Annotated in this window: 16 protein-coding genes and 5 pseudogenes; 8 read left to right on the top strand and 13 right to left on the bottom strand. The window is 59.6% G+C overall.

What is annotated here, in order from left to right:
- The first annotated feature begins 25 nt into the window (after positions 1–25).
- The 3 genes from OMP40_RS15915 to OMP40_RS15905 all read left to right on the top strand — a co-directional run bounded on the left by OMP40_RS15915 (position 26) and on the right by OMP40_RS15905 (position 5691).
- Entirely contained in the window at positions 26–1777 is a 1752-nt protein-coding gene (locus OMP40_RS15915) for a methyl-accepting chemotaxis protein (RefSeq protein ID WP_277532669.1), read from the top strand.
- Positions 1778–2117: 340 nt separating this feature from the next.
- Positions 2118–4169: a non-ribosomal peptide synthetase gene (locus tag OMP40_RS15910; RefSeq protein ID WP_277532668.1), complete on the top strand. Its 2052-nt coding sequence runs from the start codon at positions 2118–2120 to the stop codon at positions 4167–4169.
- A complete protein-coding gene (locus tag OMP40_RS15905; RefSeq protein WP_277532667.1) occupies positions 4102–5691 on the top strand; it encodes a thioester reductase domain-containing protein in 1590 nt (529 codons plus the stop codon). Before OMP40_RS15910 ends, OMP40_RS15905 begins: the two co-directional genes overlap by 68 nt.
- Before the next feature lie 246 nt (positions 5692–5937).
- On the opposite strand, the pseudogene OMP40_RS41820 reads toward OMP40_RS15905, so the two are convergent.
- The 13 genes and pseudogenes from OMP40_RS41820 to OMP40_RS15845 all read right to left on the bottom strand — a co-directional run.
- A pseudogene (locus tag OMP40_RS41820) lies at positions 5938–6117 on the bottom strand (ABC transporter permease subunit); the annotation flags it as partial.
- 592 nt (positions 6118–6709) lie between these two features.
- Positions 6710–7240: pseudogene (locus tag OMP40_RS41815) on the bottom strand (carbohydrate ABC transporter permease); the annotation flags it as partial.
- Positions 7241–7559: 319 nt separating this feature from the next.
- Positions 7560–8879 (bottom strand): extracellular solute-binding protein, encoded by a 1320-nt coding sequence (locus tag OMP40_RS15895; RefSeq protein WP_277532665.1) that lies wholly within the window; start codon positions 8877–8879, stop codon positions 7560–7562.
- Positions 8880–9074: 195 nt separating this feature from the next.
- Positions 9075–9611: an alpha-amylase family glycosyl hydrolase gene (locus tag OMP40_RS15890; RefSeq protein WP_277532664.1), complete on the bottom strand. Its 537-nt coding sequence runs from the start codon at positions 9609–9611 to the stop codon at positions 9075–9077.
- Positions 9604–10335 (bottom strand): alpha-amylase family glycosyl hydrolase, encoded by a 732-nt coding sequence (locus OMP40_RS15885; protein ID WP_277532662.1) that lies wholly within the window; start codon positions 10333–10335, stop codon positions 9604–9606. Before OMP40_RS15885 ends, OMP40_RS15890 begins: the two co-directional genes overlap by 8 nt.
- Positions 10336–10677: 342 nt before the next feature.
- Positions 10678–11670, bottom strand: a complete 993-nt coding sequence (locus OMP40_RS15880; protein ID WP_277532661.1) for a LacI family DNA-binding transcriptional regulator — start codon at positions 11668–11670, stop codon at positions 10678–10680.
- Between the two features lie 365 nt (positions 11671–12035).
- On the bottom strand, positions 12036–12845 hold the full coding sequence (locus OMP40_RS15875) for a C40 family peptidase (RefSeq protein WP_277532660.1): 810 nt from the start codon (positions 12843–12845) through the stop codon (positions 12036–12038).
- A gap of 1528 nt (positions 12846–14373) precedes the next feature.
- Positions 14374–16393, bottom strand: a pseudogene (locus OMP40_RS15870) (alpha-glucuronidase).
- The gene (locus OMP40_RS15865) at positions 16296–16517 is read right to left on the bottom strand and encodes an alpha-glucuronidase family glycosyl hydrolase (protein WP_277532659.1); all 222 of its coding nucleotides are present in this window, start codon (positions 16515–16517) and stop codon (positions 16296–16298) included. Before OMP40_RS15865 ends, OMP40_RS15870 begins: the two are co-directional and overlap by 98 nt.
- A gap of 127 nt (positions 16518–16644) precedes the next feature.
- On the bottom strand, positions 16645–17805 hold the full coding sequence (locus tag OMP40_RS15860) for a glycosyl hydrolase family 8 (RefSeq protein ID WP_277533225.1): 1161 nt from the start codon (positions 17803–17805) through the stop codon (positions 16645–16647).
- Between the two features lie 151 nt (positions 17806–17956).
- Positions 17957–18890, bottom strand: a pseudogene (locus tag OMP40_RS15855) (carbohydrate ABC transporter permease).
- 19 nt (positions 18891–18909) lie between these two features.
- Complete coding sequence (locus tag OMP40_RS15850) at positions 18910–19890, bottom strand: ABC transporter permease (protein WP_420871942.1); 981 nt, start codon at positions 19888–19890, stop codon at positions 18910–18912.
- A 109-nt stretch (positions 19891–19999) separates the two neighbouring features.
- Complete coding sequence (locus OMP40_RS15845; RefSeq protein WP_277532657.1) at positions 20000–21727, bottom strand: type 2 periplasmic-binding domain-containing protein; 1728 nt, start codon at positions 21725–21727, stop codon at positions 20000–20002.
- 265 nt (positions 21728–21992) lie between these two features.
- On the opposite strand from OMP40_RS15845, the gene fni reads away from it, so the two are divergent.
- The 5 genes and pseudogenes from fni to OMP40_RS15820 form a co-directional block, all read left to right on the top strand.
- Positions 21993–23051 (top strand): type 2 isopentenyl-diphosphate Delta-isomerase, encoded by a 1059-nt coding sequence (gene fni, locus OMP40_RS15840; protein WP_277532655.1) that lies wholly within the window; start codon positions 21993–21995, stop codon positions 23049–23051.
- A gap of 72 nt (positions 23052–23123) precedes the next feature.
- Positions 23124–24005 carry a phytoene/squalene synthase family protein gene (locus tag OMP40_RS15835; protein ID WP_277532653.1) on the top strand — a complete coding sequence of 294 codons (882 nt, stop codon included), beginning with the start codon at positions 23124–23126 and terminating at the stop codon, positions 24003–24005.
- Between the two features lie 3 nt (positions 24006–24008).
- Complete coding sequence (locus OMP40_RS15830; protein ID WP_277532652.1) at positions 24009–25088, top strand: phytoene desaturase family protein; 1080 nt, start codon at positions 24009–24011, stop codon at positions 25086–25088.
- Positions 25021–25503, top strand: coding sequence for a phytoene desaturase family protein (locus tag OMP40_RS15825; protein ID WP_277532649.1), 483 nt, complete (start codon positions 25021–25023; stop codon positions 25501–25503). Before OMP40_RS15830 ends, OMP40_RS15825 begins: the two co-directional genes overlap by 68 nt.
- Positions 25496–25984 (top strand): annotated as a pseudogene (locus tag OMP40_RS15820) (aldehyde dehydrogenase family protein); the annotation flags it as partial. The gene OMP40_RS15825 and the pseudogene OMP40_RS15820, both read left to right, overlap by 8 nt.
- Positions 25985–26003 lie beyond the last annotated feature (19 nt).

The raw sequence follows: 26003 nt of genomic DNA, 5'->3' as shown, positions 1-26003 counted from the left end.
AATTATACAACAGGAGCGGAGTTTAGTGAAGAAGTTGCTTAGAATGTCCTTTTTCTCCAAAAATTTAATTTTATCGTTCATCAATATTATTCTCATCGGAGCGGCGCTCATCACCTCCGCATACATCGTCGAAAAAAACATTCTGATCGACCAACTGCGCGGTCAGATCAAGGTCGTCACCGAAAACTGGGCCAAGGGCATCGAGCCCCAAAAAATCCAAAAGGCGATGGCCGAGAAAAGCTACAAGGACCCCGTACAGACGGAGCTCACGGCTTATCTGGACCAAATCAACAAAAACAATCCCAATATCGCCCAAGCGTACGTCTTCGGCACGGAGCTGACGAACGGCAACCAAACGTCGATCGCGGCGATGCCGACCAGTCTCGTGGCGGCGTTCGAAGAAGCGAAGCTGAACGTCGGCGACATGTACGAGCAGCCGAAAATCGTCGCCGACGCGCTCGCCCATATGCTGCGTACCGGCAATCCCACCTTCACCAGCATTTACTCGGACGATTTCGGCACGTGGACGACGATCGCCTACCCGATCAAAGGCGCCGACGGGAGCACGTTCGCTTATTTCGCCGTCGACGTGGATGCCAGCTCGGTATCCAAGGGCCTCGGCAAGCTGCTGACCTACGGCATCTCCATCCTGCTCATCCTGCTGGCCGTCATTCTGCTGATCCAGTTCATCGTCTCCCGCCGCATGATGAAGCCGATCAAAGAGCTGATCCGGGGCATCGAGCAAGTGAGCCAGGGCAATCTGGACGTGAAGCTGCAGACCGGCCGCAGCGATCTCGGCATGCTGAACGACAAGTTCAACGGCATGGTCGCGCGGATCAACGACACGATCGCGAAGGTTCAGCAAACCTCGCACGCGTTGACTTCCTCCGCCAGGGCGCTTCATGAAGTGTCCGAGAAGAACGACGCCAGCATGGAAACGATGACGGCCGGCATGCGCGAAATCACCGTGAGCGTCGTGACCCAGGAGCAAGCGGCAGGCGACGGCGCGAAGGCGATGGCCGAGATGGCCAACGTCATCCAGAATATCGCCGCCAACGCGTCCAAAGTCGCGGACGAAGCGACGGAGATGGAAAAGCTGTCGCTCGAGGGCAACCAGGTCGTCAGGCAGGTGTCCGACCAGATGGCGCAAATCGAGGACTTCGTGAGCCGCACCTCGAATGCGGTCCAGCTCCTGGAAGGACGCTCGCAGGAAATCGAAAATATCGTCGCCATCATCACCGGCATCTCGACCCAGACTAACCTGCTCGCCCTGAACGCGGCCATCGAGGCGGCGCGGGTCGGCGAGTACGGCGCGGGCTTCGCCGTCGTGGCGCACGAAGTGCGCAAGCTCGCCGAGATGTCGGCGCAGTCGGCCAATCAGATCACCGAGCTCATCAAGGAGATTCAGAGCGAGATCGGCATCGCGGCCCTTGCCATGGAGCAGGGGACGAACGAGGTCCGTATCGGAAAAGAGGTCGCCTCCGACGCGGAGCGGATGTTCGGCGGCATCCTGAACGCCACGAACAACGTCGCGCTCCAAATCCAGGAGGTGTCCAGCTCGACCGAGCAGATGTCGGCCGGCACCGAAGAGCTCACCGCGACCTCGGCGGAGCTGTCGGCCTCGGCGGGCAAGACCGCGGCGAGCAGCGCCAGGATCAACGAATCGATCGCGGACCAGAAGGAATCGATGCGGGCCATCGTCGAATCGTCGACCGGATTGGCGGCCATGTCCGCGGAGCTGCAGCAGTTGGTCGAACGCTTCACGGTTCAACGTTAATTCAACGTTAGTTCAACGGCGATTCAACGATAAATAAGATTTGATTTTGATTGCGAATAAACCATATCAGCACTCTCCCGGATCACCGAGACGCACTCTATTCTCTGGGATGGGGTGCGTCTCCATTCTAGCAATGGAGGCAATAACAACATGTCTTTCAATCGTACCGCTGCCGAACTGAACCACGCGCGCGGATCGCAACAGCCGGTTCTTCTGCTGCCGACGGACTATCCCCGTCATCGCCGGACTTACGCCTACGATACGATCGAATATGCGTTAAGCGAATCATTAACCCGAAAGCTCGGGGAATCGAAAAAAGGAGGGAAATCGCGATATCGCCTTGCTGGCGGCCGTCTACTTCGCATGGATCTGCCGCTTGTCGGGCGAGCGGGAGATGGCGGCCGGCATCGCCGCCGCGGCCGGCGACGCGCCCGTGTTCGTCGACGCGTCCGCGGCCAGTACGTTCGCCGACCTGCGCGATGCCGTTCATCGCGGCCTGATCGCGCCGGAGCCGCCGTTCGAGGGCGTCTGCGAGACCCGCTTCTCCGTCGGCTTCTCCCTTCGCGCGGAGCGCGAGCAGTTGAACTGGCAGCTGCGCGAGCGCGACGGCGGCTGGGCCGTCGTCGTCGAATACGATACCTCTCTTTTCCGCGAAGCGACGATCGGCCGCTACGTCCGGTACTTCGTCGCCCTGCTGGAGGCTGCGTTGGCAGACCCGTACGCGAGCTTTGGGGGAGTCGATCTGCTGACGGAAGCGGATGCCGCGGTCTATGCGGCGCTGAACGCGACGGAAGCGTCGTACGACAAGAACGCGACGATTCACGGCATGTTCGAGCGGGCGGCCGCGCTTTATCCGGACAAGACCGCGGTCTCCTCCGCCGAAGGCAAATGGACGTACCGGCAGCTGAACGAGCTGGCGAACCGGACGGCGCGGATGCTGATGGATCGCGGCCTTCGAAAGGGCGAGTTCGTCACGATCCTGATGGAGCGCAGCGCGGAGCTGATCGCGAGCCTGCTCGGCATTCTGAAGGCGGGCGGCGTATACGTTCCCGTCGACCCGGAGCATCCCGACGAGCGCAACCGTTATATCGTGGAGGATACGGGATCGGCGTTCGTCCTGACGAAAGGCAGATACATGCCCGCCGCGGAGCGACTCTGCGCGGACATCGGGACGGTTAAGGCGATCTTCGACGTCGAAGCGGGATTCCCGGCTTGCGAGGGCTTGGAAAATCCGGATGCTGGCGTATGTCCGGACGATCTCGCTTATGTCATCTATACGTCCGGCTCGACCGGCCGGCCGAAGGGCGCGCTTATCGCGCACGAAGGCGTCGTCAACCTGGGCGAATCGGTCCGCAAGGATTGCCGCATCGGGCCGGACGACGTGCTGACCCAATTCGCCACGTACAGCTTCGACGCCTCCGTGTGGGATACGATCGGCGCGTTGTTCTACGGCGCCGAGCTGTACCTGCTGTCCCCGGCCGAGCGAATGTCGGTCGAGGAATTCGCCTCGGCGGTCGAACGGACGGGAACGACGATCGTCGCTATCCTGCCGACCGTGTTTTTTAATCAACTGTCCGCGTATCTGTCGGACGAAGGCTACCGCAAGCTGTCCCGCGTCCAACTCATCACGGTGGCGGGCGAAGCGCTGTATGGCGAGCAGGTGCGCGCTTTTCAGCGCAAGTTCAAAGACGCCATCGCGATCGTGAACGTGTACGGGCCGACCGAATGCACGGTGTGCACGACGACCCATACGATCAAGGATTATATTCCGGACGATCTGGCCAACGTGCCGATCGGACGGCCGATCGGCAACTACAAAGTTTACATCGTCAACGAGGAGAACCGGCTGTGTCCGGTCAACGTCCACGGAGAAGTGCTCATCTCGACCGTGGGACTGGCCAAAGGCTATCTGAACCAGCCCGAGAAAACCAGGGACGCGTTCGTCCCGAATCCGTTCGAGCCGGGCAGCCTGATCTACAAGTCGGGAGACTTCGCCAAGCTGCTGCCGGATGGCACGATCGAGTACGTCGGCCGCCGCGACTCGCAGATCAAGATTCGCGGACACCGGATCGAGATCGGCGAGATCGAGGACGCTTTTGCCAAGATTCCCAACGTCCAGAACATCGCCGTCGTGCCGAAGAAGGAAAAGGACGGCCAGAACATGCTCGTCGGGTTCTTCACCTCCAAGGACGGCGCGCGCGTGGTCGCCGCGGACGTCAAGCGGCTGCTCGGCGCCAAGCTCCCCTCCTACTTTGTGCCGAAGCTGATCGTGCAGCTGGACGAGATGCCGCTCTCGCCGACCGGCAAGATCGACCGCAAAAAGCTTGCCGGCTACGAGCTGCGGCAGGAGGAACAGGAGCAAGACGACGACGGGTTCGAACCCCCCGGTTAACGAGACCCAGGCCGCCATAGCGGCCGCCTGGCAGGAATCGCTGGAGCTCGGCAGCATCGGCATCCGCGACGACTTCTTCGAGATCGGCGGCGATTCGCTGGCGATCATGCATGTGCTCGTCCTGCTCAAGCCGCGTTTCCCGGAAATCGGCATCAACGACTTTTTCGAATGCAGGACGATCGAAAAACTGGCGGCGCGCGCGGATCGGGCGAACGCCGGAGCCGATGCCGATGGAGGTGCCGGCCCAGGTGCCGCAGGCGCACGAAAAGCGTTCGCGGGAGGCGAGACGATCCCGCTCGACGAGCATCCCGCCTGTCTGGGACCCTCGTCCGCGGAGCGGGACGACCGGCGCCGCGAACGGCCGTCAGGCGTATTGCTGACCGGCGCGACCGGCTACCTCGGCGCCTATCTGCTCTACGAGCTGCTCGTCCAGAGCGAGGCGAAGATCCTCTGCCTCGCGCGGCCGAGCGGCGGGGACTCGGCGCCGTTCAGAATTCAAAAGACGTTGGCGCACTACTTCGGCCCGGCTTCGCTCGATCTGCTGGACGGGCGCGTCTACGTCTTCGAGGGTGACCTGTCGCAGCCGGGACTGGGATTGTCGCAAGCCGACGCGCAGTTCGTCCGGGCGCATGCGGACGCCATCCTGCATAGCGCAGCCGACGTGCGCCATTTCGGGGACGCGGAGCAATTCGCCAGGTCGAACGTCCTCGCCACCCGCCATCTGATCGAGCTCGCCGAAGGATCGGAGCGCGACGTGAGATTTCACCACATCTCCACGCTCGGCATTCCGGAAGATCTCGCGCTGAGCGGACAGTGGGAAGAGCAGCTTGCGCGCCCCGCGTTCGATCCGGACCTGCGGGTGGCCAACCTGTACACGCAGAGCAAGCTCGAAGCGGAAAAGCTGCTGTTCGCCGCCGCGAACCGCGGCCTGGCCGTCAACGTCTACCGGGCGGGCAATCTGTCCTGCCATTCGGAGAATGGGAAGTTCCAGCAGAACATCGATAACAACGCATTCTACCGGATGATCAAAGCGATGCTGCTGCTCGGCAAAGCGCCGAAAGCGAATTGGGACGTGGACTTCACCCCGATCGACTATGCCGGCCGCTCGATCGTGCACCTGGCGCTGCGGGCGGACACTTGCGGGCGAATGTTCCACATTTGCAATCCGGCGCCCGTTCGCTACGAGCGGTTGATCGAGATGGTCGTCGCGCTTGGTTATCCGGTGGAGACGCTCGATTTCTCGGATTATTCGAGCTGGCTGTTCGATTCGGCATTGCTCAAGGATCCGGAAGCGGTGAAGCTCGCGATCACCCAGCTCGAGGGCGACGGCGCGAAGGATTCGGACTATCGCTACGGCTGCCCGGCCACGTCCTCTTTCCTTGAGTCGACGGACATCCGCTGCGCGCCGGCGGACGAGCGCTATCTTCGCCAGATGATCGATTACGCCGTATCGATCGGATATTTTCCGGCGCCGAAAAGGCTGCTGCGGGCGGATCAGACGGGCGAAGCCGCGGGCGTATAAACCGGCAGCCCGAACGATAACAGGAGGGTTCCCTCGTCCGGCCATACGGCCGGCAGGGGAACCCTCTTCGTTTAAGCCGCAGAGACGCGGAGCATCATCCCTTGACCGCGCCCGACATGATGCCTTGAACGAAAAAGCGCTGAAGCAGCAAAAAAGACAACGACGATCGGCAGCACGGCAATAAGCGCCCCCCGCGAACACGACGCCCCACTGGGTCGTGTACTGACCCTGAAAGTTCGCCAGCGCGATCGGCAGCGTCCGCTTGGCGGGATCGCTGATAATCGTAAGCGCCCAAGGGAATTCCTCCCAAATCGACAGCACGTTAAATATAATCGCCGGCACGAACGCCGGTTTGGACAACGGCACGATCATTCGCCAGTACAGCGTCCAACTGGAGCCGCCGTCGATCGCGATAGATTCGTCGATCTCCCTGGAGATCGAATCGAAGAAGCCTTTCAGCAGAAACGTCGTAAACGGAATCGCGCCGGCTTGCGTAAACGGTGATAAGTCCGCCGAACGAATCGTTCAAGCCGAGCTGATGCATCATGACAAACTGCGGAATGACCAGCGTGAGCCCGGGAATGACGAGACTGCTCATAAGCAAGGCGAAGCTTAATCGCTTGCCGACGAACGCGAACCGCGAATACGCGAACGCGAGCAGCGACGACAGCAGGGCAATGACGAGCAGCGACGAAGCCGTCACGAACAAGCTGTTGAACAGGTAAAGCGAGAAATTGCGGCTCGTCCATGCGGCTTCGAAGTTGCTCCAGGTCATCGAACCCGAGAACAGTTTCGGCGGATACTCGAACACGACCGTCATCGGCTGCAGCGACGTCGAAAGCATGAACAGCAAGGGATAAAGACTGAGCAGCGCGCCGGCGATCAGCGGAACGTATACGGCGAAGCGAAGGATCCCTTTTCTCATGTCGCGCTCCTCCCCGTCAGGCGAAACCGAACCCAGGTCAGCAATCCGATCGGGATGGCGAATAAAAAAGGAAAGCGCCGATGCATAGCCCAGATCGTAATTGCCGAACGCCTGCCGATACATCCAAGTCAGCATCACCTCGGTCTGATTAAGCGGTCCGCCGTCCGTAACCAGATAAACCGAGGTGAAGACGTTAAACGCGCCGATGATGAGCATAATCTGCACGAAGCCGGTCATTTCGCGGATCGCCGGCAATGTAATGTAGCGTACGGACTGCGCCACCGTCGCACCGTCGATCGATGCGGCTTCGTACAGATCCTTCGGAACGTTTTGCAGCGCCGCCAGATACATGACCATCACCCAGCCGGCCCCCTTCCAGATCCCCAGCAGCGAAAGTACGATCATCGCGTACATCGGCGTGCCGAGCCAATTGACCGGTTCGTCGCTCAGATGAAGCACGTCCGACAGCACATAGTTCAGCAACCCGCGATCCGTAAAAATAAATTTGAAAATCAAGGACGCGACGACCCATGATGTGATGACAGGAAGAAAATAAAGCGTACGAAACAGCCGCACGCCCGCGATCCGGCGATGGAGCGCAAAAGCGACCGCAAAGCCCGCCACGATCTGGCCAGGTACCGATATCGCCCCGTAGATCAGCACATTGCGGATCGAGATCCAGAAGACAGGATCGCTCAGGACACGGCCGTAATTGTCCAGACCGACGAAGGGAGCGTCGCGGAGATCCGTCAGGCGGAAATCCGTGAAGCTGTATAACAAGTTGCGGACAAGCGGATAAAGCACAAACGACGCGAAAAATAAAAAAGGCGGGCAAAAAAAACAAGTAAGCGTCCGGTTGGAACCGTCTATGTCTCATCGTGCTTCCCTTCCGTTTCCGAAGAAGAACCCCGGGAGGCGGAGTTCTTCTTTTTTTGCGGCTCGGTTAAGCCCCGAGCAGGTCGTCGATCTGCTTGACCGCCTGGTCCAGCTCGGTTTTTACGTCCGTTTTCTTCAAAAATATTTTGGACATCGTCGTATTGATGACTTCATCGATCTGCGGCCAGGCGGCTACCGGCGGTCTGGCTTTGGCCGTCGACAGCTGCTCGAGGAACGGGGCGAAATAGTCGATAGCCTTGATCTCGGCATTGTCCATCGCGGCCAGATTAACCGGGATCTGACCGACCTTGCCCATCTCCACCTGGGCAAACTCGCCCGTCATGAACTGAAGGAACTTCCAGGACTCCGCTTCGTGCCGATCGTTCAAAATGCCGATATCCTCTCCGCCCAGCACCTGGACCGAGCCCGTCTTGCCGGCGGGAAAGCCGGTCATCCGGGCATTGAAGCCGGCGAATTGTCCCTGGAACTGCGCCACCGCCCACGGCCCTTCCGCAATCAGCGCATAGGAGCCTTTGGCATGGCCTTCGGTGACCGGCACGTCGCCCGGCTTGAAGCCCGCGATCATGCCGTCCTGATAAGCTTGCTGCAGACGGGTCAGAATCGCGACCGTGTCCGCGGAATTCAGATAGCCGTCCGCCGTGCTCATATCCGGCGCCAGCACGTCGCCGCCGTTGCTCCATATCCACGGCAGTACGTTCCAACCGTACAAGCCGGGCTCCCCGTACCCCCATGCCTTCGGCGCAGACGACTTCACGGCTTCCAGCGCGGCAAAAAACGCGTCGGTCGTCGCCGGCGGCTCGGACAAGCCGGCCTGCTTGAGCATGGCCTCGTTCCAGAACAGCACCTTCGTATTCGTGTTCAGCGGAATGCCGTAATAATGCTCGCCGACCTTGGCCGTCGACACAGGGCCCTCCAGCAGGCCGTCGACCGTCTGCTTGAAGTCCGGGAACTTCTCGTCCAACGGCAAGAGCCAGTTGCTGCGCTGCAGCTCGGGCACCCAGATAATGTCGAGACGCGCGATGTCCGGCAGCTCGTTCGTACTGCCCGCGATCTGCAGCTTCTTGTGCAGATCCTCCCATGTAAAGGCGACGGCCTCGACCTTGATTCCTGGATTTTCTTGCTCGAATTTCGGAATGAGCGTCTCCGTCAGCGTTTTCTCCTCGGGAGAAGAAGCGCTGTAGTGGTGCCAGAACGTCAGCTTCACCTGCTTGGCCGACGCCGGGGACGCTTTCGAAGAAGCGGGCGCGGCAGCCGAGGGCGAGGCGTCGCCGCCCTTGTTCCCGTTATTGCCGCCGCAAGCGGACAGCGCGAACAGCGCCAGGATCAAGCATATGGAAAGCAATAACCGGTACGGACGATTATTCATGGACGAATCCCCCCTGTATCAATGATGTCTAGCAACAGCCATGACCATGGCGGCATGGCGTCCGAAGCAAGATCCGCGCCGGCGGAGCGAATGACCGCGACGGCCTCCGGATCGACGCCGCATGCCCGCATCGTCTCTTGGGCTGAGCGGGCGGATGCGCCCGATGCATTGAAGATCAGCCGAAGCTCGCGACCCTCATGTCTTCTGACAATCGTATAAGCGCTTACATCGCTCGGCTGCAAAAAGGATCAGATCGCCGCCGAGCAGCGCCGGATGAGACTTGCGCAGCCGAATCCATTCTGCCGTCTCCTGCCAGATATCGCTGTCGGCCGGTTCCGGCTCCCATCTCATCGCGCCTCGGCAGCCGGGATCGTTGTCTCCCGCCATGCCGATCTCGTCGCCGTAGTACACCGCGGGCATGCCCGGCAGCATAAACTGCATCGCCAGCAGCAGCGACAGCTTGCGCCTGTCCGCGCCGCAGCGCGTCCAAATTCGCTCGGTGTCGTGGCTGCCGAGCAGGTTGTACAGCCCCATCGCCTCGGCCAGCGCGTATCGGTTCGCATGGCGGACAAGCCGCTCATGAAAGTCGCCGACACCGATGCTCTCGTCCGCTACGAGCGCCAGCAGCATATCGCGAAGTTCGTAATTCATGACACTGTCGACGCCTCGCCCGGTCATCATCAGCTTGGCATCGTACCAGATTTCTGCAATAATAAAAGAGTCTTTATTCAATTGCTTGACCTTGGAACTCAGTTCCCCCCAGGAACCGGGCTTCCACCTCGTCTGCGACATCGATCCGCCATCCGTCGATACCGGTCTCTTCCTGCCAGAAGGATAGGATATCGAAGATGTACCGCTGCACTTCGGGATTCGATGTCCGCAGCTTGGGCATCCACTTGTAGTAGCCGACAGAGTCGTAGTCCTCTTCCCCGAACGCGATCGGATACCGGTTGACGTAGAACCACTCTTTATAAGGCGAAGCCTCTCCCCGTTCGATCACGTCCTGAAAAAACGGATGGTAATACGAGCAATGATTGATCACCAGGTCGAGCACCAGCTTGATGTCCCGTTCATGGCAAGCGTCGGCCAGCTCCTTCAACTGTTCACGCGTGCCGAACGCGGGATCGATCTCGAAGTAGTCCTCGGTATCGTATTTGTGATTCGAACGGGAGACGAACACGGGATTTAAATAAATCGCATTAATGCCCAATCGTCCCAGATCGTCGAGCTTCGCGAGGATTCCCGCCAGATCGCCTCCGAAGAAGTTGTCCCGGCCGGGCGCCGAGTGCCACGGCACGACACCCTCGGGATCGCGGCTCGGATCGCCGTTGAAAAAGCGTTCCGGGAAGATCTGATACCATACCCGATCCGCGGTCCAGGCAGGCCGGTGCACCGTATCCCGGTCTCCCGCGTACGAGAATTGAAAGGGAATCGCCTGCGCGCCCTCTTCTGTCAAGCCTGCCGCCTGCAATACCCGGGCTTGTCCTCCCCCGCTCAAAAGTGAATATATATTGAAGATATCGAACGCGCGGTGCGTCGCTCCTCAATACGACTCTGTAAAAAGCCAGCTCCGACGTCTCCGCCCAGCGCACCGGACGCAACCTGCGCAGACCCTGCTCCTGCTTCCTGTACTTATCCCAGTACACGATCTCGACCTCGCGGGCGTCCTTCGGCAGCGCAAAACGAATCTCGAGTTCGTCTAACCGCGCCAACGTCGCATCAAGCGCCGGATCGTGGTAAAGCCTTGTCGTCGTTGCCGTCATCTAACCAATCCTTTGCCTGTTCCTTGTTCCCGCTTTTACTTGGAAGGTATTTTGATATAAGGTTGCGCCAGCTCGTTCTTGTCGATCAAGGCGAACAGCATGTCCGCCGCCTCGGTGCCCATGGCCTCAAGTTCGATCTCGATCGCCTCGACGGCGTACTTCATATGCCGGTGAAACGGGCTGCGGTCGAACGTAGCCAAACGAATCGAATGCGCCTGCGGATACGACGCCGCAGTGTCCAGCCAGTCGAACAGCAACGATTCGGTGGAAAAGATCAACGCCTGCGGTACGGTTTCGGCTTCGCCGACGAACGCTTCCTCGACTTGCGGCAGCGTGGCCTCTCTCGGCTTCAACCGCGATGCGCCCATCGCCCTTTTGTAGCCTTCGATCCGATCCAGCACGAACTTGTCCCTGACTTTGTCCGCCTCGTCGTACACGATCCGTACGTCTCCGAGCCCCTGGTCCAGCAGGCGCCGGGTCAGCTTTTCCGAGGCTTGCACGTTGTCGATGTCTACCCAATGCACGTCGGGCTGCGAGATCATCGGCTCGCCGACGACGACGAAGGGCATGCCCTCCTGCCGCAGCAGACGATGCGTCGCTTCGGTGAACAGCTGCGTGGGCACGAGCACTCCGTCAATACGACGCTCCGTCACGACCTTGGCGAACGAAGAATGCGCCAGCTGATCGCGCTGCATGCTCATCATCAGGAACAGAAAATTGCGCGCGTACACGACATCCTCGACCCCTTGCAGCACCGTCTGGAAGAAAGGGTTCGAGACCGCTTGCTTTTCCGTATAGTCGTAACAAAAGCCGACCGTGTACGTACGGTTCGAAGCCAGTCCCTTCGCCAACGCGTTGGGCACATAATTGTGCCGCTTGACGATCTCCATCACCTTGTCGCGCGTCCGCGCCGAGATGTTCGCGTTGCCGTTCAACACCCGCGAGACGGTCGCTTTGTTGACCCCGGCCAATTCCGCGATTTCTTTGATCGTTATCTTTTCAATCGAAGCTCTCTCCTTCCAATGCAACCGGTTGCATAAATATCATAACTCTTTTTTCAGCAACATACAACTCCTATTTTCGCAGATAGCAGACGCTCTCAAGTTAAGCGGATCGCTTGACGGACCCGCTCCTGGAAGGCGCCGTTCCGATGCCTCTGCCCTACTCGCATTCAACCACTGCCCGCAGTTCGCTTTTGGGCCGCCCTGCTCGCCTTCCCGCCGAGCGGGGCCCGATAAGGAAAAAAGCCGGAAGCCCTGAGCTCCCGGCAACGCCGTCGATACCGGCGGCAGTCGCAGCGCCGATATCAACCGAACGTTTTCCCGTATACATCCCGAATTCAACGTCTTCTGCAGCAAGCTTGGCGGCCGCCCATGGGCGCCTTGTCCGCTAGTTAAAGCACCCTGCGCGCGGTCACGTAGTGCGTGGACCAGTAGCCGGATGTGATCGAACTGATCTGAAGCCCGTTAACGGACGGCGTGTCGTGGATCACCTTGCCGCCTCCCATGTAGATGCCTACATGGTTGATAACGCCGTTATTGCTGCCGATCGTATCGAAAAATACGAGGTCTCCCTTGGCCAGATTGCTCTTGCTCACGTAGGAGCCTGCGGACTTCTGGTATTTCGTGCCCCACTTCAGATCGACGCCTACCTTGGCGAAGACGAATTCGGTAAAGGCCGAGCAATCGAAGATCAGCTTGGACGGATTGCGCGTGCCGTAATCGTAGCTGACGCGGCCCATATAGCTCTGGGCGATCGAGACGACCTGATCGGCCTTCGCGCCGCCGCCGGCGGAAGGAGCCGAACCGCCGCTGCTGCCGCTTCCGCCGCCGGCATAATTCGAATATTGGCTGCTGGACGAGATATAGCCGGAGTTGCCCTTTTGATCGAGCACGTGCAGCCAATAGCTGTTCGCTTGTCCGACGACATGAACCTTCTCCCCGGCATTGATCATACGGATCACGCCCGAGCTCGTCGACGCGCTGACCCGCAGATTGACGCCCTTTTTTGATGCTCGTATCGTAATAGGCGGCGGCAGACGCCTTCGGCGCAGATACGGCTTGTCCGGCCGTGACGACGCCCAGACCGATCGCGGCGCACAAACCAACGGACATGACCCGACGAAGAAATGTAGGCTTTGTTTCAGACATGTGAGTACCTCCCGTGATGTATGTATGGCTTGCCTCGATACCCACGATAGCATATTTAAAACAACCTAAATGTTCCCACCAAGAGAAAAAAACGCCGATGAATCATAAAATTTCGTTATTTATTAAAATATGTTGAGAAAATTCTCATAAAGCTGCCTGCGTATCCAAATTATTCTCATGCGAGCAAGTCATTCCTCTTTTTTGAACCGCGGCCAATGGCTTGCGAATATCTCGAGTTTGGACCCTCGCAAGTTGCTGCCGCTATCGGAATTAGCAAAAATACGGCTCACAAGTACCTTAGAGTGCTCGTCGACAAACCTTTCATCTCGCCAGTTAACGCTGACCATCAAAAAAATCCGAAAGTATGCGCTGAACCGCGATCGTGTTCTCTTTCATTTTCTCTGAACCGCTGCGCTAATTGAATGCATCTTGTTCGCGACGGCGGCGCAGGTGAAGTGGCACATACGGGAATAGCGCAATTTTGAGCTATACTGGTGCATCGGATTAGCGGCGGCGGAATGGGTGATTTGGAAAATGCGAGAATAGCTTAATTTTGCGCCATTTCCGAGCAGCAGGTTAGCGCCGGCGGCGTGGACGGTTTGGCGAGTGCGGGAATAGCGCAATTTTGCGCTATACTGGTGCATCGGATTAGCGGCGGCGGAATGGGTGGTGCGACAATGGAAACAAGCCCAAGAACCACACGCCAATGGCTTGAGGTTCTGGGGCCCCGATGATGCGAAACCGCCATGCAAGCTTTATCCGTCGACTGCGCGACGGTCTCGGTGCCACGCTTGAACCAGCCGCCCGTGCCCGTGTCGAAGCTGGCGCTCATTGCTTGCGTTTCTCCATTATGCAATTTCCGCCAGATCGGTCGTACCCGGAAAAGCAAGGTATTTCCTACAAAAAATAAAGATTCGGTCCACCGTGCGAAAAACGGGTCTCGGGCTCGCAGTTTCCCCGTCAAGTAGTCTCGCATGGGATTAAACTAACTGTTCGCAGTAGCTTCCTCTCGCAAGTAGTCCCACATAGGAACTAACCAACTGCTCGCCATAGTCTCTTCTCGCAAGGAGTCCCACATAGGAACTAACTAACTGCTCGCCATAGTCTCTTCTCGCAAGTAGTCCCACATAGGAACTAACCAACTGCTCGCCATAGTCTCCTCTCGCAAGTAGTCCCACATAGGAACTAACCAACTGCTCGCCATAGTCTCCTCTCGCAAGTAGTCCCACATAGGAACTAACTAACTGCTCGCCATAGTCTCCTCTCGCAAGTAGTCCCACATAGGAACTAACCAATTGCTCGCCATAGTCTCCTCTCGCAAGTAGTCCCAGATAGGAACTAACCAATTGCTCGCCATAGTCTCCTCTCGCAAGGAGTCTCACCCGGGAACTGATCCGCCACTCGTTACAGCTTTCACTCGCATGTAGTCCCACATAGGAACAAAACCACCTGCTCACCCTAGCACCCCACGCAGGTAGTCTCACATAGCAACTAATCCGCCACTCGCCGCAGCCTCCACGCGCTGATATTCCCGGTTAGCAACAAACTGCCGCTCGGCGCATTAGACGCGTATGGCGACGGTCAATAAATCATCCGGCCGCAGGCGTCCGGGATGCCGGATTTGCGATAGAAGTAGGTGTTGAGCTGGTCCCGCCATTCCTGCGCGTGTTCGGCCTGGTGCGCGAGCCGCTCTCGCACCGACGCGTGGACGCGCACGGGAAGACGATCGGCGATGCCGTCCCAGGCAGCGAGCAGCCCGGCGGCCCGGTCGGCGCCTTCAAAGCGCGTATCGTAAATGTGTTGAATGACGCTTTTGCCGCTCTTGAGGCGCATGCCGTAGGGGACATGGTGAAAAAAGAGCAGCAGCTCGTCCGGGCAGGTATGGGGAGACTCGTATAAGGCCGCTGCCGCGGCCGGATATTGTCCCGCGTAGCCGGTGCCGGTCGCAACGGTGCGATCGACGCCGAGGCCTTCGCGATCCGCGTAGTGATAGGTGCCCCAGGGACTGTACTCGTACCCGTCGACGTTCGGGCCATAATGATGGTGCGGGTTGACCATCCAGCCGACGCCAAGCGGAGCCGTGTACGATTCGTAAATGGCGTACGAGTCCATCAGCATCCGGATGACGGTCTCCTCGACGACCGGGTCCGGCCCCAGCGCCATCCGGATCCATTCGCGCCCGATTGCTTCCGCCGATAAAGACGGATTCCAGGCGAGTCGCCCATAGCCGTACCAGTTCGCCTGCGCGAGCAAGTGGCCCGTCCAGTTGGCGTCGGTGCCGACATTGGATACGGCGGCGAGGCCACCGCGCCGGCATTCCTTCCCAGCGGAAGGCGCGGCCTGTCCTGCGGCTTGTTCTGCCGCCACCGCGCCGCCCATCCGTCCGCCCGCCGCCGCATCCGCTACCGTGCGTCCGTCGCCGCCGTCGAAGTCCAGCGCCGTCTTCCACATCGGAAGAAGATAGCAAAGATGCCGCTGCTGTCCTGTGTACTCCTGCGTAATCTGCAGCTCCAGCGCGATCTGCGTGCGCCGGAGGCCGAGCAGCAGCGGGGATACGGGCTCGCGCACCTGAAAATCCATCGGTCCGTGCTTGATCTGGAGCACGACATTGTCGCGGAACGCGCCGTCGAGCGGCATGAAGTGATCGTAAGCGGCGCGCGCGCGATCCGTCCGCCGGTCACGCCAGTCCTGCTTGCAATCGTAAACGAAGCACCGCCAGACGACCGTGCCGCCGAACGGCGCGAGCGCGTCGGCCAGCAGGTTGGCGCCGTCCGCGTGATCCCGCCCGTAAGTGAAGGGGCCCGGCCGATGCTCCGAATCGGCCTTGACGACGAAGCCGCCGAAGCCCGGAATGTGCCGGCATACCTCGGCCGTCGTCTCGCGCCACCATGCGGCGACGGCCGGGTCCAGCGGGTCTGCCGTCGCGAGCCCGCCGAGCGCCATCGGCGCGGCGAAGTTGACGCTCAGGTACATTGCAATTCCATATTCGCGCAAAATATCGGCCACCCGCGCCACGTCGCCCAGCCGCTCCGGCGACAGGCAGCCGCGTCTCCTCGGCATGCACGTTGACGTTGTTGATGGCGACCGCGTTGATGCCGATCGAAGCGGTCAAGCGCGCATAATCGCGAATTCGCGCCGCCCGCTCGCCCAGTCGTCCGGCCTCAAAAAACAAGCTTCCGCCGGCGTAGCCGCGCTCGACGGACCCGTCCGCGTTGTCCCAATGATCGATCATCCGCAGCGAATACGCCGGCCGTTCGACGATTCGGAGATCGCTTATGTCGCTGCCCGCACACAGCAATCGAATGAAGCCGTAGGCCGCATACAGCGCGCCCTTCGCGCCGCCGCCGAGCAGATAGACGCTGCCGTCGGCACCGGATAGGATCGCGCAATCTTCCTCGCCGAGCATGCCGGCGTCGTCCGGGAGATTGATCTCCGCCGCGTCCGCCAAGCCTACAACGATCGCGGGACCTACCGTTCCTCCCTCGCCCGCGCGTGCGCCGGCCTCAACCGATTCCGCCGGGCCATCGGCAGGCGCCATGCCAAGCAAGCCCCCCGATCGCGCGGCGCAGCTCGAGACGCGCCGATGCCAGCTCGGCGCCATCGCCAACCACGACGAGCCTGCCGCATGCCGCCGCATACTTCGCGCGCAGCGTCTCGTCCCCGATCCGTCTGTAATCGAGCCACGCCTGCTCGTATGCTTCTTGTCCAGCTTGACTTCGATCCATCCCGTGCGCTCCTCTCCGTGCAAATAAAAAAGAGTCTCCCGCAACAGAGACTCCCTTCTCTTCGATAATCCCATCCCGCCCATGCCGTCAGCCGCTACTTCAGGCTTCTGGCTTCAGGCTTCAACCTTCAAGCCTCGGGCAGCCAGATCCGGTACCGTCCGGCGAGCGCCAGCAGCGCGAACAGATACAGGCAATTGTCATAGTAGCGCCGCTCGCCTTCCCGCACCGGCGTGTCCCAGAAGCGCGCGACCGCGTCCTTCGCATGCGGGCTGTCAGGCGCGGCAAGCGCGGCGCATGCGTTCGTCGCGACGAGGCCGACCGGGTGCAGCGCCGGCTCCTCGAACGGCGCGCCGTCGATCCGGTAGCGACGGTAGTCGGCCGGGTCCTTGTCCGCGAAAAAGCGCAGGATCGCCTCCGCCTCGCGCTCCATCCACGGCGTTGCGCCGAACCATGCGGCTTCCAGGCCGACATTGGCGGCGACCCGATACGAGTCGCTGTAGAAATGCCCGTAGCCGCGCTCGTCATTGGGCGTGCCGTCGTAGTGGGCGTACTCCGGCGAGAGCCCGGTCTCCGGATGGCAGGCGAGCGGCAAATATGCCCGGCTCGCGACCGCCGCCTCCCGCCAGAACGGCCGGTCCGCCTCGTCCGCCCACAGCGCGAACAGTTCATAGAAATGCGGCAGATGGTACGACGGATCGCTGTATTCGCACTCGGGCACGAACTTGATGAGCCGGTTGTCCCGGTTCCACATCGGATAGCCCGGACCCTGCTCGCCGTTGTGCAGGCAGGCCCGCAGGATGTCCCGCGCCTTGGCTGCATAGTCCAAAGGCGGCTCGCCTTCGCCCCAGCGGTGCGCCGCGAAAAACAGCGCCAGCGCGAAGTACTCCTCGCCGTCCGGCGCGGGGCCGTTCGAATTGCGCGTCCCATCCGGCGCGCACGACCAGGCGAAATACCCGGCATGCACGCCGTCCTTCATATGCATATACGTCCAGGCCCAGCGCCACAGCCGGTCGAAGAGCGACTTGTCGTCCATTTGCACGGCCATCATCATGCCGTAGGACATGCCTTCGGTCCGCACGTCGAGATTGCCGGTGTCCAGCATGTAGCCCATGTCGTCGCCGGACGGATAATAAATGCGCGTCCGATCGTCTTCGCCGAACAGCCGCCGCCACGCATCCGCCAGCCAGGCCTCGATCACCTCCGGCGCATAGCCATAGCGTTCGAGCAGATTCGGATACTGTCCGGTGACGAAGGCGCCCGTGCCATTATGCCTCGTGCCGTTATGCATCCCGCCGTTTTCCATCGTGCCGCTATCCACCCTGCCGCTATCCATCCCGCCGTTGTCTGTCGTGCCTTTATCCATCGCGCCGTCTCCGCCCGCTTCCGCAGGCTTTTTTCCCGTTTTCATCTCGCCCGTCTCCTTCCTGTCCTCCTCAGCTTCATCCCTTCACGCCGCCGACCGTCATGCCCTTCACGAAGTATTTCTGCAGGAACGGATAGATGACGATCATCGGCACGGCCGCCACGATCGTCATCGTCGCCCGGATCGACACCGGGGACACCTTGAGCGAGGAAGCCGCGGAGCCCGCGAACGCCGATGCCGCGCTGGAGGTCGTATTGGAATTTTGCAAAATCTTCTGCAGCTCGTACTGCAGCGTGCTTAGCTTGACGTTGGAGGAGTTGTACAAAAACACGTCGAACCACGAGTTCCACTGGTACACCGCCGTAAATAGAGCCACCGTCGCCAGCACGGGCAGGCACAGCGGGAACACGATGTTGAAGAACGTCCGGAAGTCCCCCGCCCCGTCGATCCGCGCGGATTCGATCACGCTCTCCGGCAGCTGCTCGATGAACGAGCGGATGATGATCAGATTGAACACGCCGATGACGCCCGGCAGGATGTACACCCAGAAGCTGTTGATCAGCCCCAGATCCCGGATGAGCAAGTAGTTCGGGATGAGGCCCCCCGTTGATGTACATCGTGATGATAAAAGCGATCGTGACGAATTTGCGCAGCACGTACTCCTGCCTGCTGATCGTGTAGGCGACCATGGCGGAGGCGAACACCGTGACGAGCGTGCCGATGACCGTGCGCAGCACCGAGATGAGCGTCGCGTTGTAGATCGTCGCCTCGCCGAACACGAACTTGTAGTTCTCGCTGGAGAACGCCCGCGGCCAGAGGTGGATGCCGCCCTTGACCGAATCGCTCGCGGCGTTCAGCGATACGGCGAGGGTGTTGAGGAACGGATACAGCGTTACGACCATCAGCAGGGTGAGAAAGACGTAATTCAAAATATCGAACGTCCGGTCTCCGACCGAAGCGTGACGGCGCGGGCTGCGGGACGGGCGCGACGCGCCTGAAGCGTTCGCCATAGGGACCGCCTCCTTTTTTTTAGAAAAGTCTGTCCTGGCCCAATCGCTTGGCGATATGGTTGGCCGAGAACAGCAGGATGAAGCTCACGACCGTCTTGAACATGCCGGCCGCCGTCGCGAGCGGGAAGTTGAACTGCTGGAGGCCGTACTTGAGCACGAATATGTCAATGTTCTCGGAATAATCGACGTTCATACCGTTGCCGAGCAGGTACTGCGGTTCGAATCCCGATTCCAGCAAGTAGCCGATGTTCATAATGAGCAGGACGATAATGACCGGCTTGATGCCCGGCAGCGTGATATACCACATTCGTCTCAAGCGGCCTGCGCCGTCCATCTCCGCCGCCTCGTACTGCGCGGGATCGATGGCGCTGATGGCGGCCAGATAGACGATCGTATTCCAGCCTACGTCCTTCCACACGGAGCTGGCGCCGAAGATGCCCCAGAACCACTCCGCCTTGCCGAGAAACAAGTATTCCTGTCCGGCTTCGATGACGCCGAACGCCTTCAATAGTTCGTTGACGATCCCTTCGGGCGCGAGCGTCGTCTGGATGATGCCGGCCGCGACGACCCAGGAGATGAAGTGCGGCAAATAGCTGACGGTCTGCACGACCCGCTTGAACGCGACCTTGCGAACCTCGTTCAGCAGCAGGGCGAGCGATACGGCCGTCACGAATCCGAGCACGAGATTGATGCCGCTCATCGCGAGCGTATTGCGCAGGGCGATCAGGAAGCGGTCCTCCGAAAACAAGGCGTGAAAGTGCTTGAAGCCGACCCAGGCCTGCGCCTTGAAGGGAAGCGAGGGCTGATAATCCTGAAAGGCGATCGTCCATCCCCATACCGGCACGTATTTGAACACGAACAGCCAGATGACAAAGGGAACGGACATCAGAACCAGCATGCGCTGCGATACGAGTCTTTTCATAAAAAGCTTCAGCCCGGCGGGCTGCGGCTTGGCTCCGAACTGCGGCGCCGGCGCGGCCGGCACGTCGTTGTTATCCATTCTGCTTGCTCCTTCCGCCTAGCTGTACGACCGAAAAGGAAAGCCGGCCTCAGCCACGCAGCTGCGCGCGAAGCCGGCTTATCCTTCCTGCGAATCGCATCGCCGCGTATTATTTAGCGACGTCTACGATCTTCTTGATCTGCTCCGTATACCATTTCTCGTAGCCCGCCGTATCCAGCTTCGCGAATTCCTTCATATAGCCGTCCCAGGCGCTGTCGAAGTCGGCCGGCTTCGCCAGCGCGATCTTGGCATAGTACTTCTTCTGAAGATCGTCCTTCTTCGTCTCCCAGATCTGCTGCGGCGAGCCCTGCTCCTTCGGAATGCTCCACGCCGGGAACCACGGGCGGTCTTCAGGCGTGTCGAACATTTCCGCGTACGTCTTGACCCCGTATTTGTCGAGGATCGTCTTGTCGCCTTCGGTCAGGCCCACCTGGAATACTTCGGGCTGGTAGCCGGGCGCTACCGCATTGCCGTCCGCCAGCGTGGAGGACGTGCCGTACTGCGGCCAATCCCAGTCGAACGTCTTGAAGCCGAACTTCTCGTTAAACGCGTCGTCGAGCTTGTCGATCTGCTCGACCGTCCGGTAGAAGCGTCCCTTGTCGTCGACCTCGTAGGTCTCGCCCTTGATGCCCCAGCTCTTGAGAACCTGATTTTCTTCCTTGAGCAGATTGTCCCAGAACTGGATGATGCGTGCCGGGTCCTTGGCGCTCTTCGTGATGCCGATGCCGCGGTTGCTCGTCCAGCCCGGCGGATCCAGGTACTGGTCGTGGGTGCCGTCGAACGTGACCGGCAGCGGGAAGTAGACGAAGTCGTCCTGGGACTGGTCCTTCCGGGCGGCGTCCTTCAGCACGTTCTGCGCGTTGGCCATCTGCCAGCCGTAGTCGAAGAAGCCAACGACCTTGTGCGAAGTCAGCTTCGCGATATATTGATCGTAGTTGTCGACGAACGAAGACTTGTCGAGCAGCCCCTTGGCGTTCAGGTCGTTAAGCGTTTTAAGCCAGCGCTTTTCGTTTTCGGAGCCTGCGTACGTTTTCGCCTCGTTCGTCGCGATGTCGACCATGACGTTGCCGTCGTTCGGATAGCCGGCCAGATGCATCGGCGGATTGGAGGTCGCGAAAAACCGCCAGTCGTTCGTCAGCGTGAGCATGCCGGTCAGCTTCTCCTCCGGATGCTTGGCGACGAAGTCTTCGACCAGCTTGACGTAGTCGTCCAGCTTCTTGATCTTCGGATAGCCGGCTTCCTTCAGCACGCGGCGCTGTACCCAGAAGGCGCCCTGGTTGATGTTCGGGTCCGCCGAAAATTCGCCGACCTGCGGACCGAGCGGCAGGAAATAGATTTTGCCGCCATAGTCCGCACGCATGCGTTCGAAGTAAGGGCCGTAGACGCGTTTGATATTCGGGCCGTATTGCTCGATCAGATCGTCGATCGGGATGAAGGCGCCGGCCTTGAGCACTTCCTCGATCGCGGCGTCGGGGATGAGGACGTCCGGATACTGATTGGAGGCGATCATCGTGCCGATCTTCGTGTTCAGGTCGCCGACCAGATGCTCGATCTTGAAGTTGACGCCCGTCTGGTCCTCGAGCGCTTTGCCGATCGTCGTCTCGTTGGTGTTCAGATCCTTCTCGCCGGCTACGCCGCTGAAGAAAGAAAAGGTGACTTTGTCGAGCGGCTTCTCCGATGCCGTTGCCGTAGCCGATGCCGAGCCGCTCGCAGGTGCCGACGAACCGCCGCTTGACTCGGCGGGGGACGCGTTGCCTCCGTTGTTGCCGCTTGAGCACGCAGCCATCGATACGGCCAGAGCGGCAGCCATGCCGGCTGTCCACAGTTTTTTCGCCACTGCTTTCGAACCCCTTCCCACGCGATACATGGTTTTTGTAAGCACTTTCATTATAAAAGCAATCGGCTAGTTTGTTTACTGGATAAACTAAAGATCCTACTTAGGATATTTAGGATGGGCACTTTGGGCAACAATGCTAGGGAGCGGCCCTTAGAAAGCGTATTCGGCCAAGCGGTAGACAACCTATACAAAATCGGCTATTATCTAATCAATAGCTATACAAAATCTATACATAAAGGAATCGGCGGAAGGAGGTTCTCGCAGGGTGACAAGCGATTGGGTCAACGACGCGCCGCGCGCGGAGACGCTCAGACGAAAGGATGAACATCTGGATCTTTGCCTGCATGAAGAAGTTCGGGGACGGGATATCGGAACGGGACTTGACGATTACCGTTTCCGCCACAATGCCCTGCCCGAGCTCGACTTTTCAATGATCGATACCTCCGCGCGTTTTCTGGGCCGTCGGCTGAAAACGCCGTTTATGGTCAGCTCCATGACCGGCGGAACGCCGCGAGCCGGCGAGATCAACCGCCGGCTCGCGGCGGCCGCCCAGGCAAGGGGCTGGGCCATGGGGCTCGGCTCGCTGAGAGCGGCCATCGAAAATGCCGACGCAGCCGCGACCTTTCGCGTTCGGACGCTGGCGCCCGACATTCCCCTCGTGGCCAACATCGGCGCCGTTCAGCTCAATTATGGCTTCGATGCCGAGAAATGCAGCCAAGCGATCGACATCGCGGAGGCGGACGGCCTCGTCCTTCATCTCAATTCGCTGCAAGAAGCGATCCAGACCGGCGGCAATACGGATTTTAGCGGACTGCTGCGGCAGATCGAGAAGGTGTGCCGTTCGCTGGCCGTCCCGGTCGGAGTCAAAGAGGTCGGCTGGGGCATCGACGGGACGACCGCTCGGCGGTTGTACGACGCGGGCGTTCAGTTTATCGACGTCGCAGGCGCGGGCGGAACGTCCTGGAGCCAGGTCGAAAAGCTGCGTTCCAACGATCCGGTCAAAAAAGCGGCGGCGGAACGGTTCGCGCAGTGGGGCATTCCGACGGCCGAATGCATTCAGGAGGTAAGAGCCGCATTGCCCGACGTCGTCTTAATCGGAAGCGGAGGCCTATCCGACGGGCATCAGGCGTCCAAAGCATTGGCGCTCGGCGCGAACCTTGCCGGATTCGGACGCAGCTTGCTGGAGGCCGCCCACGATTCCGAGGATAAGCTGCAGCGCGTGCTCGAACAAGCCGAACTGGAGCTGCGGATCGCCATGTTCGGCATCGGCGCGGCCGATATCCGGGCGCTTCGGGAGACCGATCGCCTTGTCGCCGCCAAGTGAAGCCGCTTGCGATAGGCCGTCATTTACAGACCGCAAACCGCCGGATCATCGCCCAGTCCGAAGGAGGCCATTATGGACAACGTGCAGCTGCAAGCGGATTTCGCTTACTGCGAAGCCATTATCAAGAAGCATTCCAAAAGCTTTTATTACGCCTTCTCGCAGCTTCCGCCGGAAAAAGCGAACGCCGTCTACGCCATTTACGCGTTCTGCAGAACGGCGGACGATTGCGCCGATTCGAACGGACTGCCCGAGCATAAGCGCGCGTCGTTGCAGCGTTTAAAAAGCGAGCTCGATTTGTTCAGGGAACGCTCGGAAGCGGATCATCCCCTGTGGCGCGCGCTCCGTCACGTTTTCACGGAATACGATATGGACATTCGGCCCTTTTACGACCAACTGGCCGGGCAATTCATGGATTTGGATTTTTCCAGTCCGAACGACATGCATGCGCTCGAAACCTACAGCTACCATGTCGCAGGCTCGGTCGGCCTCATGCTGCTGCCCGTGCTCGCCTCGAAGGCTGAAGCCGATCTGCGCCCGTCGGCCGTCAAGCTGGGCATTGCCATGCAAATCACGAACATTTTGCGCGACGTCGGCGAAGATCTTCATCAGAAGCAACGGATCTATTTGCCCGAGGAAGAAATGGAGCGCTTCCGATATACGCGGGTCGACTTGCAGCAAGGCTTGATCAACGAGCGCTTCGTCGATTTATGGGAGCGTCTCGCCAGGCATGCGGAATCGCTATACGACGGTTTTTATGGCAGTATCGGCCATTTCGACGCGGACAGCCGGCTGCCTCTCGCCTTGTCGGTCGGCCTGTACAGAGCGATATTGGATGCCGTAAGAAACAACGGATACGACTGCTTCTCGACGCGCTGTTATGTGAACAAGGAAGAAGCGGCCAAGATCGGCGCCGCGATCGCAGGCGGCTTCTCAATCGCTGAAAGGTGTGTGTGAAGGTTGAAAAATAAAAGCGTACTCGTGATCGGCGGCGGACTTGGCGGCCTATCCGCGGCGATATCTTTGAGACAGAGCGGCTATGACGTTTCTTTATACGAGCAGAACGAGCATATCGGCGGAAAATTGAACCGGCTCGAGCAGGACGGCTTCGGCTTCGACCTCGGCCCCTCCATTCTGACGATGCCGCATATTTTCGAAAAAATGTTTGCCGCGAGCGGCAAACGGATGATGGATTACGTGCCCACCGTCAAGCTGAATCATCAGTGGCGGTCCTTTTTCCCGAACGGCAATCGAATCGATCTCTACGAAAATCTGGAAGACATGAAATCGAAAAATCCAGCGCTGAACGAGCGGGATATGCGGGAGTACGAAAACCTGCTCCGATATGCCAAAAAGCTGTACGCGCTGACGGAGCAAGGCTATTTTAAGCATGGCGCCGACAATACGAAGGATATCGCGAGGTATAACGGCGTTTTCAACGCGTTGACGGGCTTCGATCTGTTCTCCACCGTTTACAGGTCCATCGCCAAGCGAATCAGCAACCCGGATCTGCGCGACATGCTCTCTTACTTCATTAAATATGTCGGCTCCTCTCCTTATGACGCGCCGGCCGTCCTGAACATGATGATCTATATGCAGCACGAGCAGGGTCTCTGGTACGTACCGGGCGGCATGCACCTGCTCGCGGGCGGATTGGTGCGACTGGCGGAGGAAGCGGGCGTCTCCATCCATACCGGCAAGCGCATCGTCCGGCTTCACAAACAGGATGGCCGAATCGCCGGGGCGTCGCTGGAGGACGGAACCGAACTTAAGGCCGACTATTACATTTCCAATATGGAAGTCATCCCGTTCTACGAGAAGCTGATGCAAGAAGAAAAGCCTTTCATTCAGGAGATGAAAAAAGAAATACGAACCCGCAAGCTCGGGGCTTGTCATGCATCTTGGCGTGAAGAAGTCGTACCCGCAGCTCGCCCATCACAATTTTTTCTTCGCGGAAAACATGAAGCGGCAAATGGATCGCATCTTCCACACCCACGAGCTGCCCGACGATCCGGTCATTTATTTGGTGAACGCCAATAAGACCGATCCTGCGCAGACGCGCGAAGGCTGCGAGAATTTAAAAGTGTTGCCTCATATCCCGCATATCCAGGAGAAGCCTTTTACGCAGCAGGACTACGAACGGTTCGCCGAACGGGTGCTGATCAAACTGGAAAAAATGGGGCTGGAGGATCTGCGCAGCCATATCGTGACCAAAGACGTATGGACGCCTGAAGACATCAAGCGAGTCTACGGCTCGGATCGCGGGGCGATCTACGGCACCTTGTCGGACCGCAAAAAAAACAAAGGGTTCAAGCATCCGAAGCAGAGCACGCGGTACGACAATCTGTACTTCGTCGGCGGCACGGTCAATCCGGGCGCCGGCATGCCGATGGTCACGTTAAGCGGACAGCTGGTCCGGGATAAGATCGTGCAAAGGGACGGGAGCGATGGATAGTCAACGGCGCGACGCGCTGCAGGCGATACTGGAAAAACAGCAGGCAGCTGCGCGCTCGGGCCCCGTTCCTACGGTGGAAGCGCGCAAAGACGCGCTCCTGCGGCTCAAGCGGATGCTGCTGGACCATGAAGCGGCCTTCATCGCGGCGCTCGTCTCCGATATGCGCAGACCCGCCTTCGAAGCGTATTCGTTTGAAATCGCGCTGCTGCTGAACGAGATCGAATACGTCTGCAAGTCGTTAACCAAATGGGCCAGGCCGAAGCGTTCCCGCCCGTTCAAATTCGGCTATAGGGAAGCGATCCGCACCGCGAGACATCCGTACGGCAGCGTGCTTGTCATCAGCCCGTGGAACTATCCGCTGCAGCTCGCCTTGATGCCGGCGATCGGCGCGATCGCGGCCGGCAATCGCTGCGTGATCAAACCGTCCGAATACGCGCCGGCCACGAGCGCGCTGCTGCAACGGACGATCGAACGGACGTTTCCGCCCGAAATGCTGACCG

Source organism: Cohnella rhizosphaerae (assembly GCF_029525575.1).
Taxonomy (GTDB): Bacteria; Bacillota; Bacilli; order Paenibacillales; family Paenibacillaceae; genus Cohnella; species Cohnella rhizosphaerae.
Note: the sequence above shows the minus strand (reverse complement) of the source record. Positions and strands in the feature narration are given on the sequence as shown.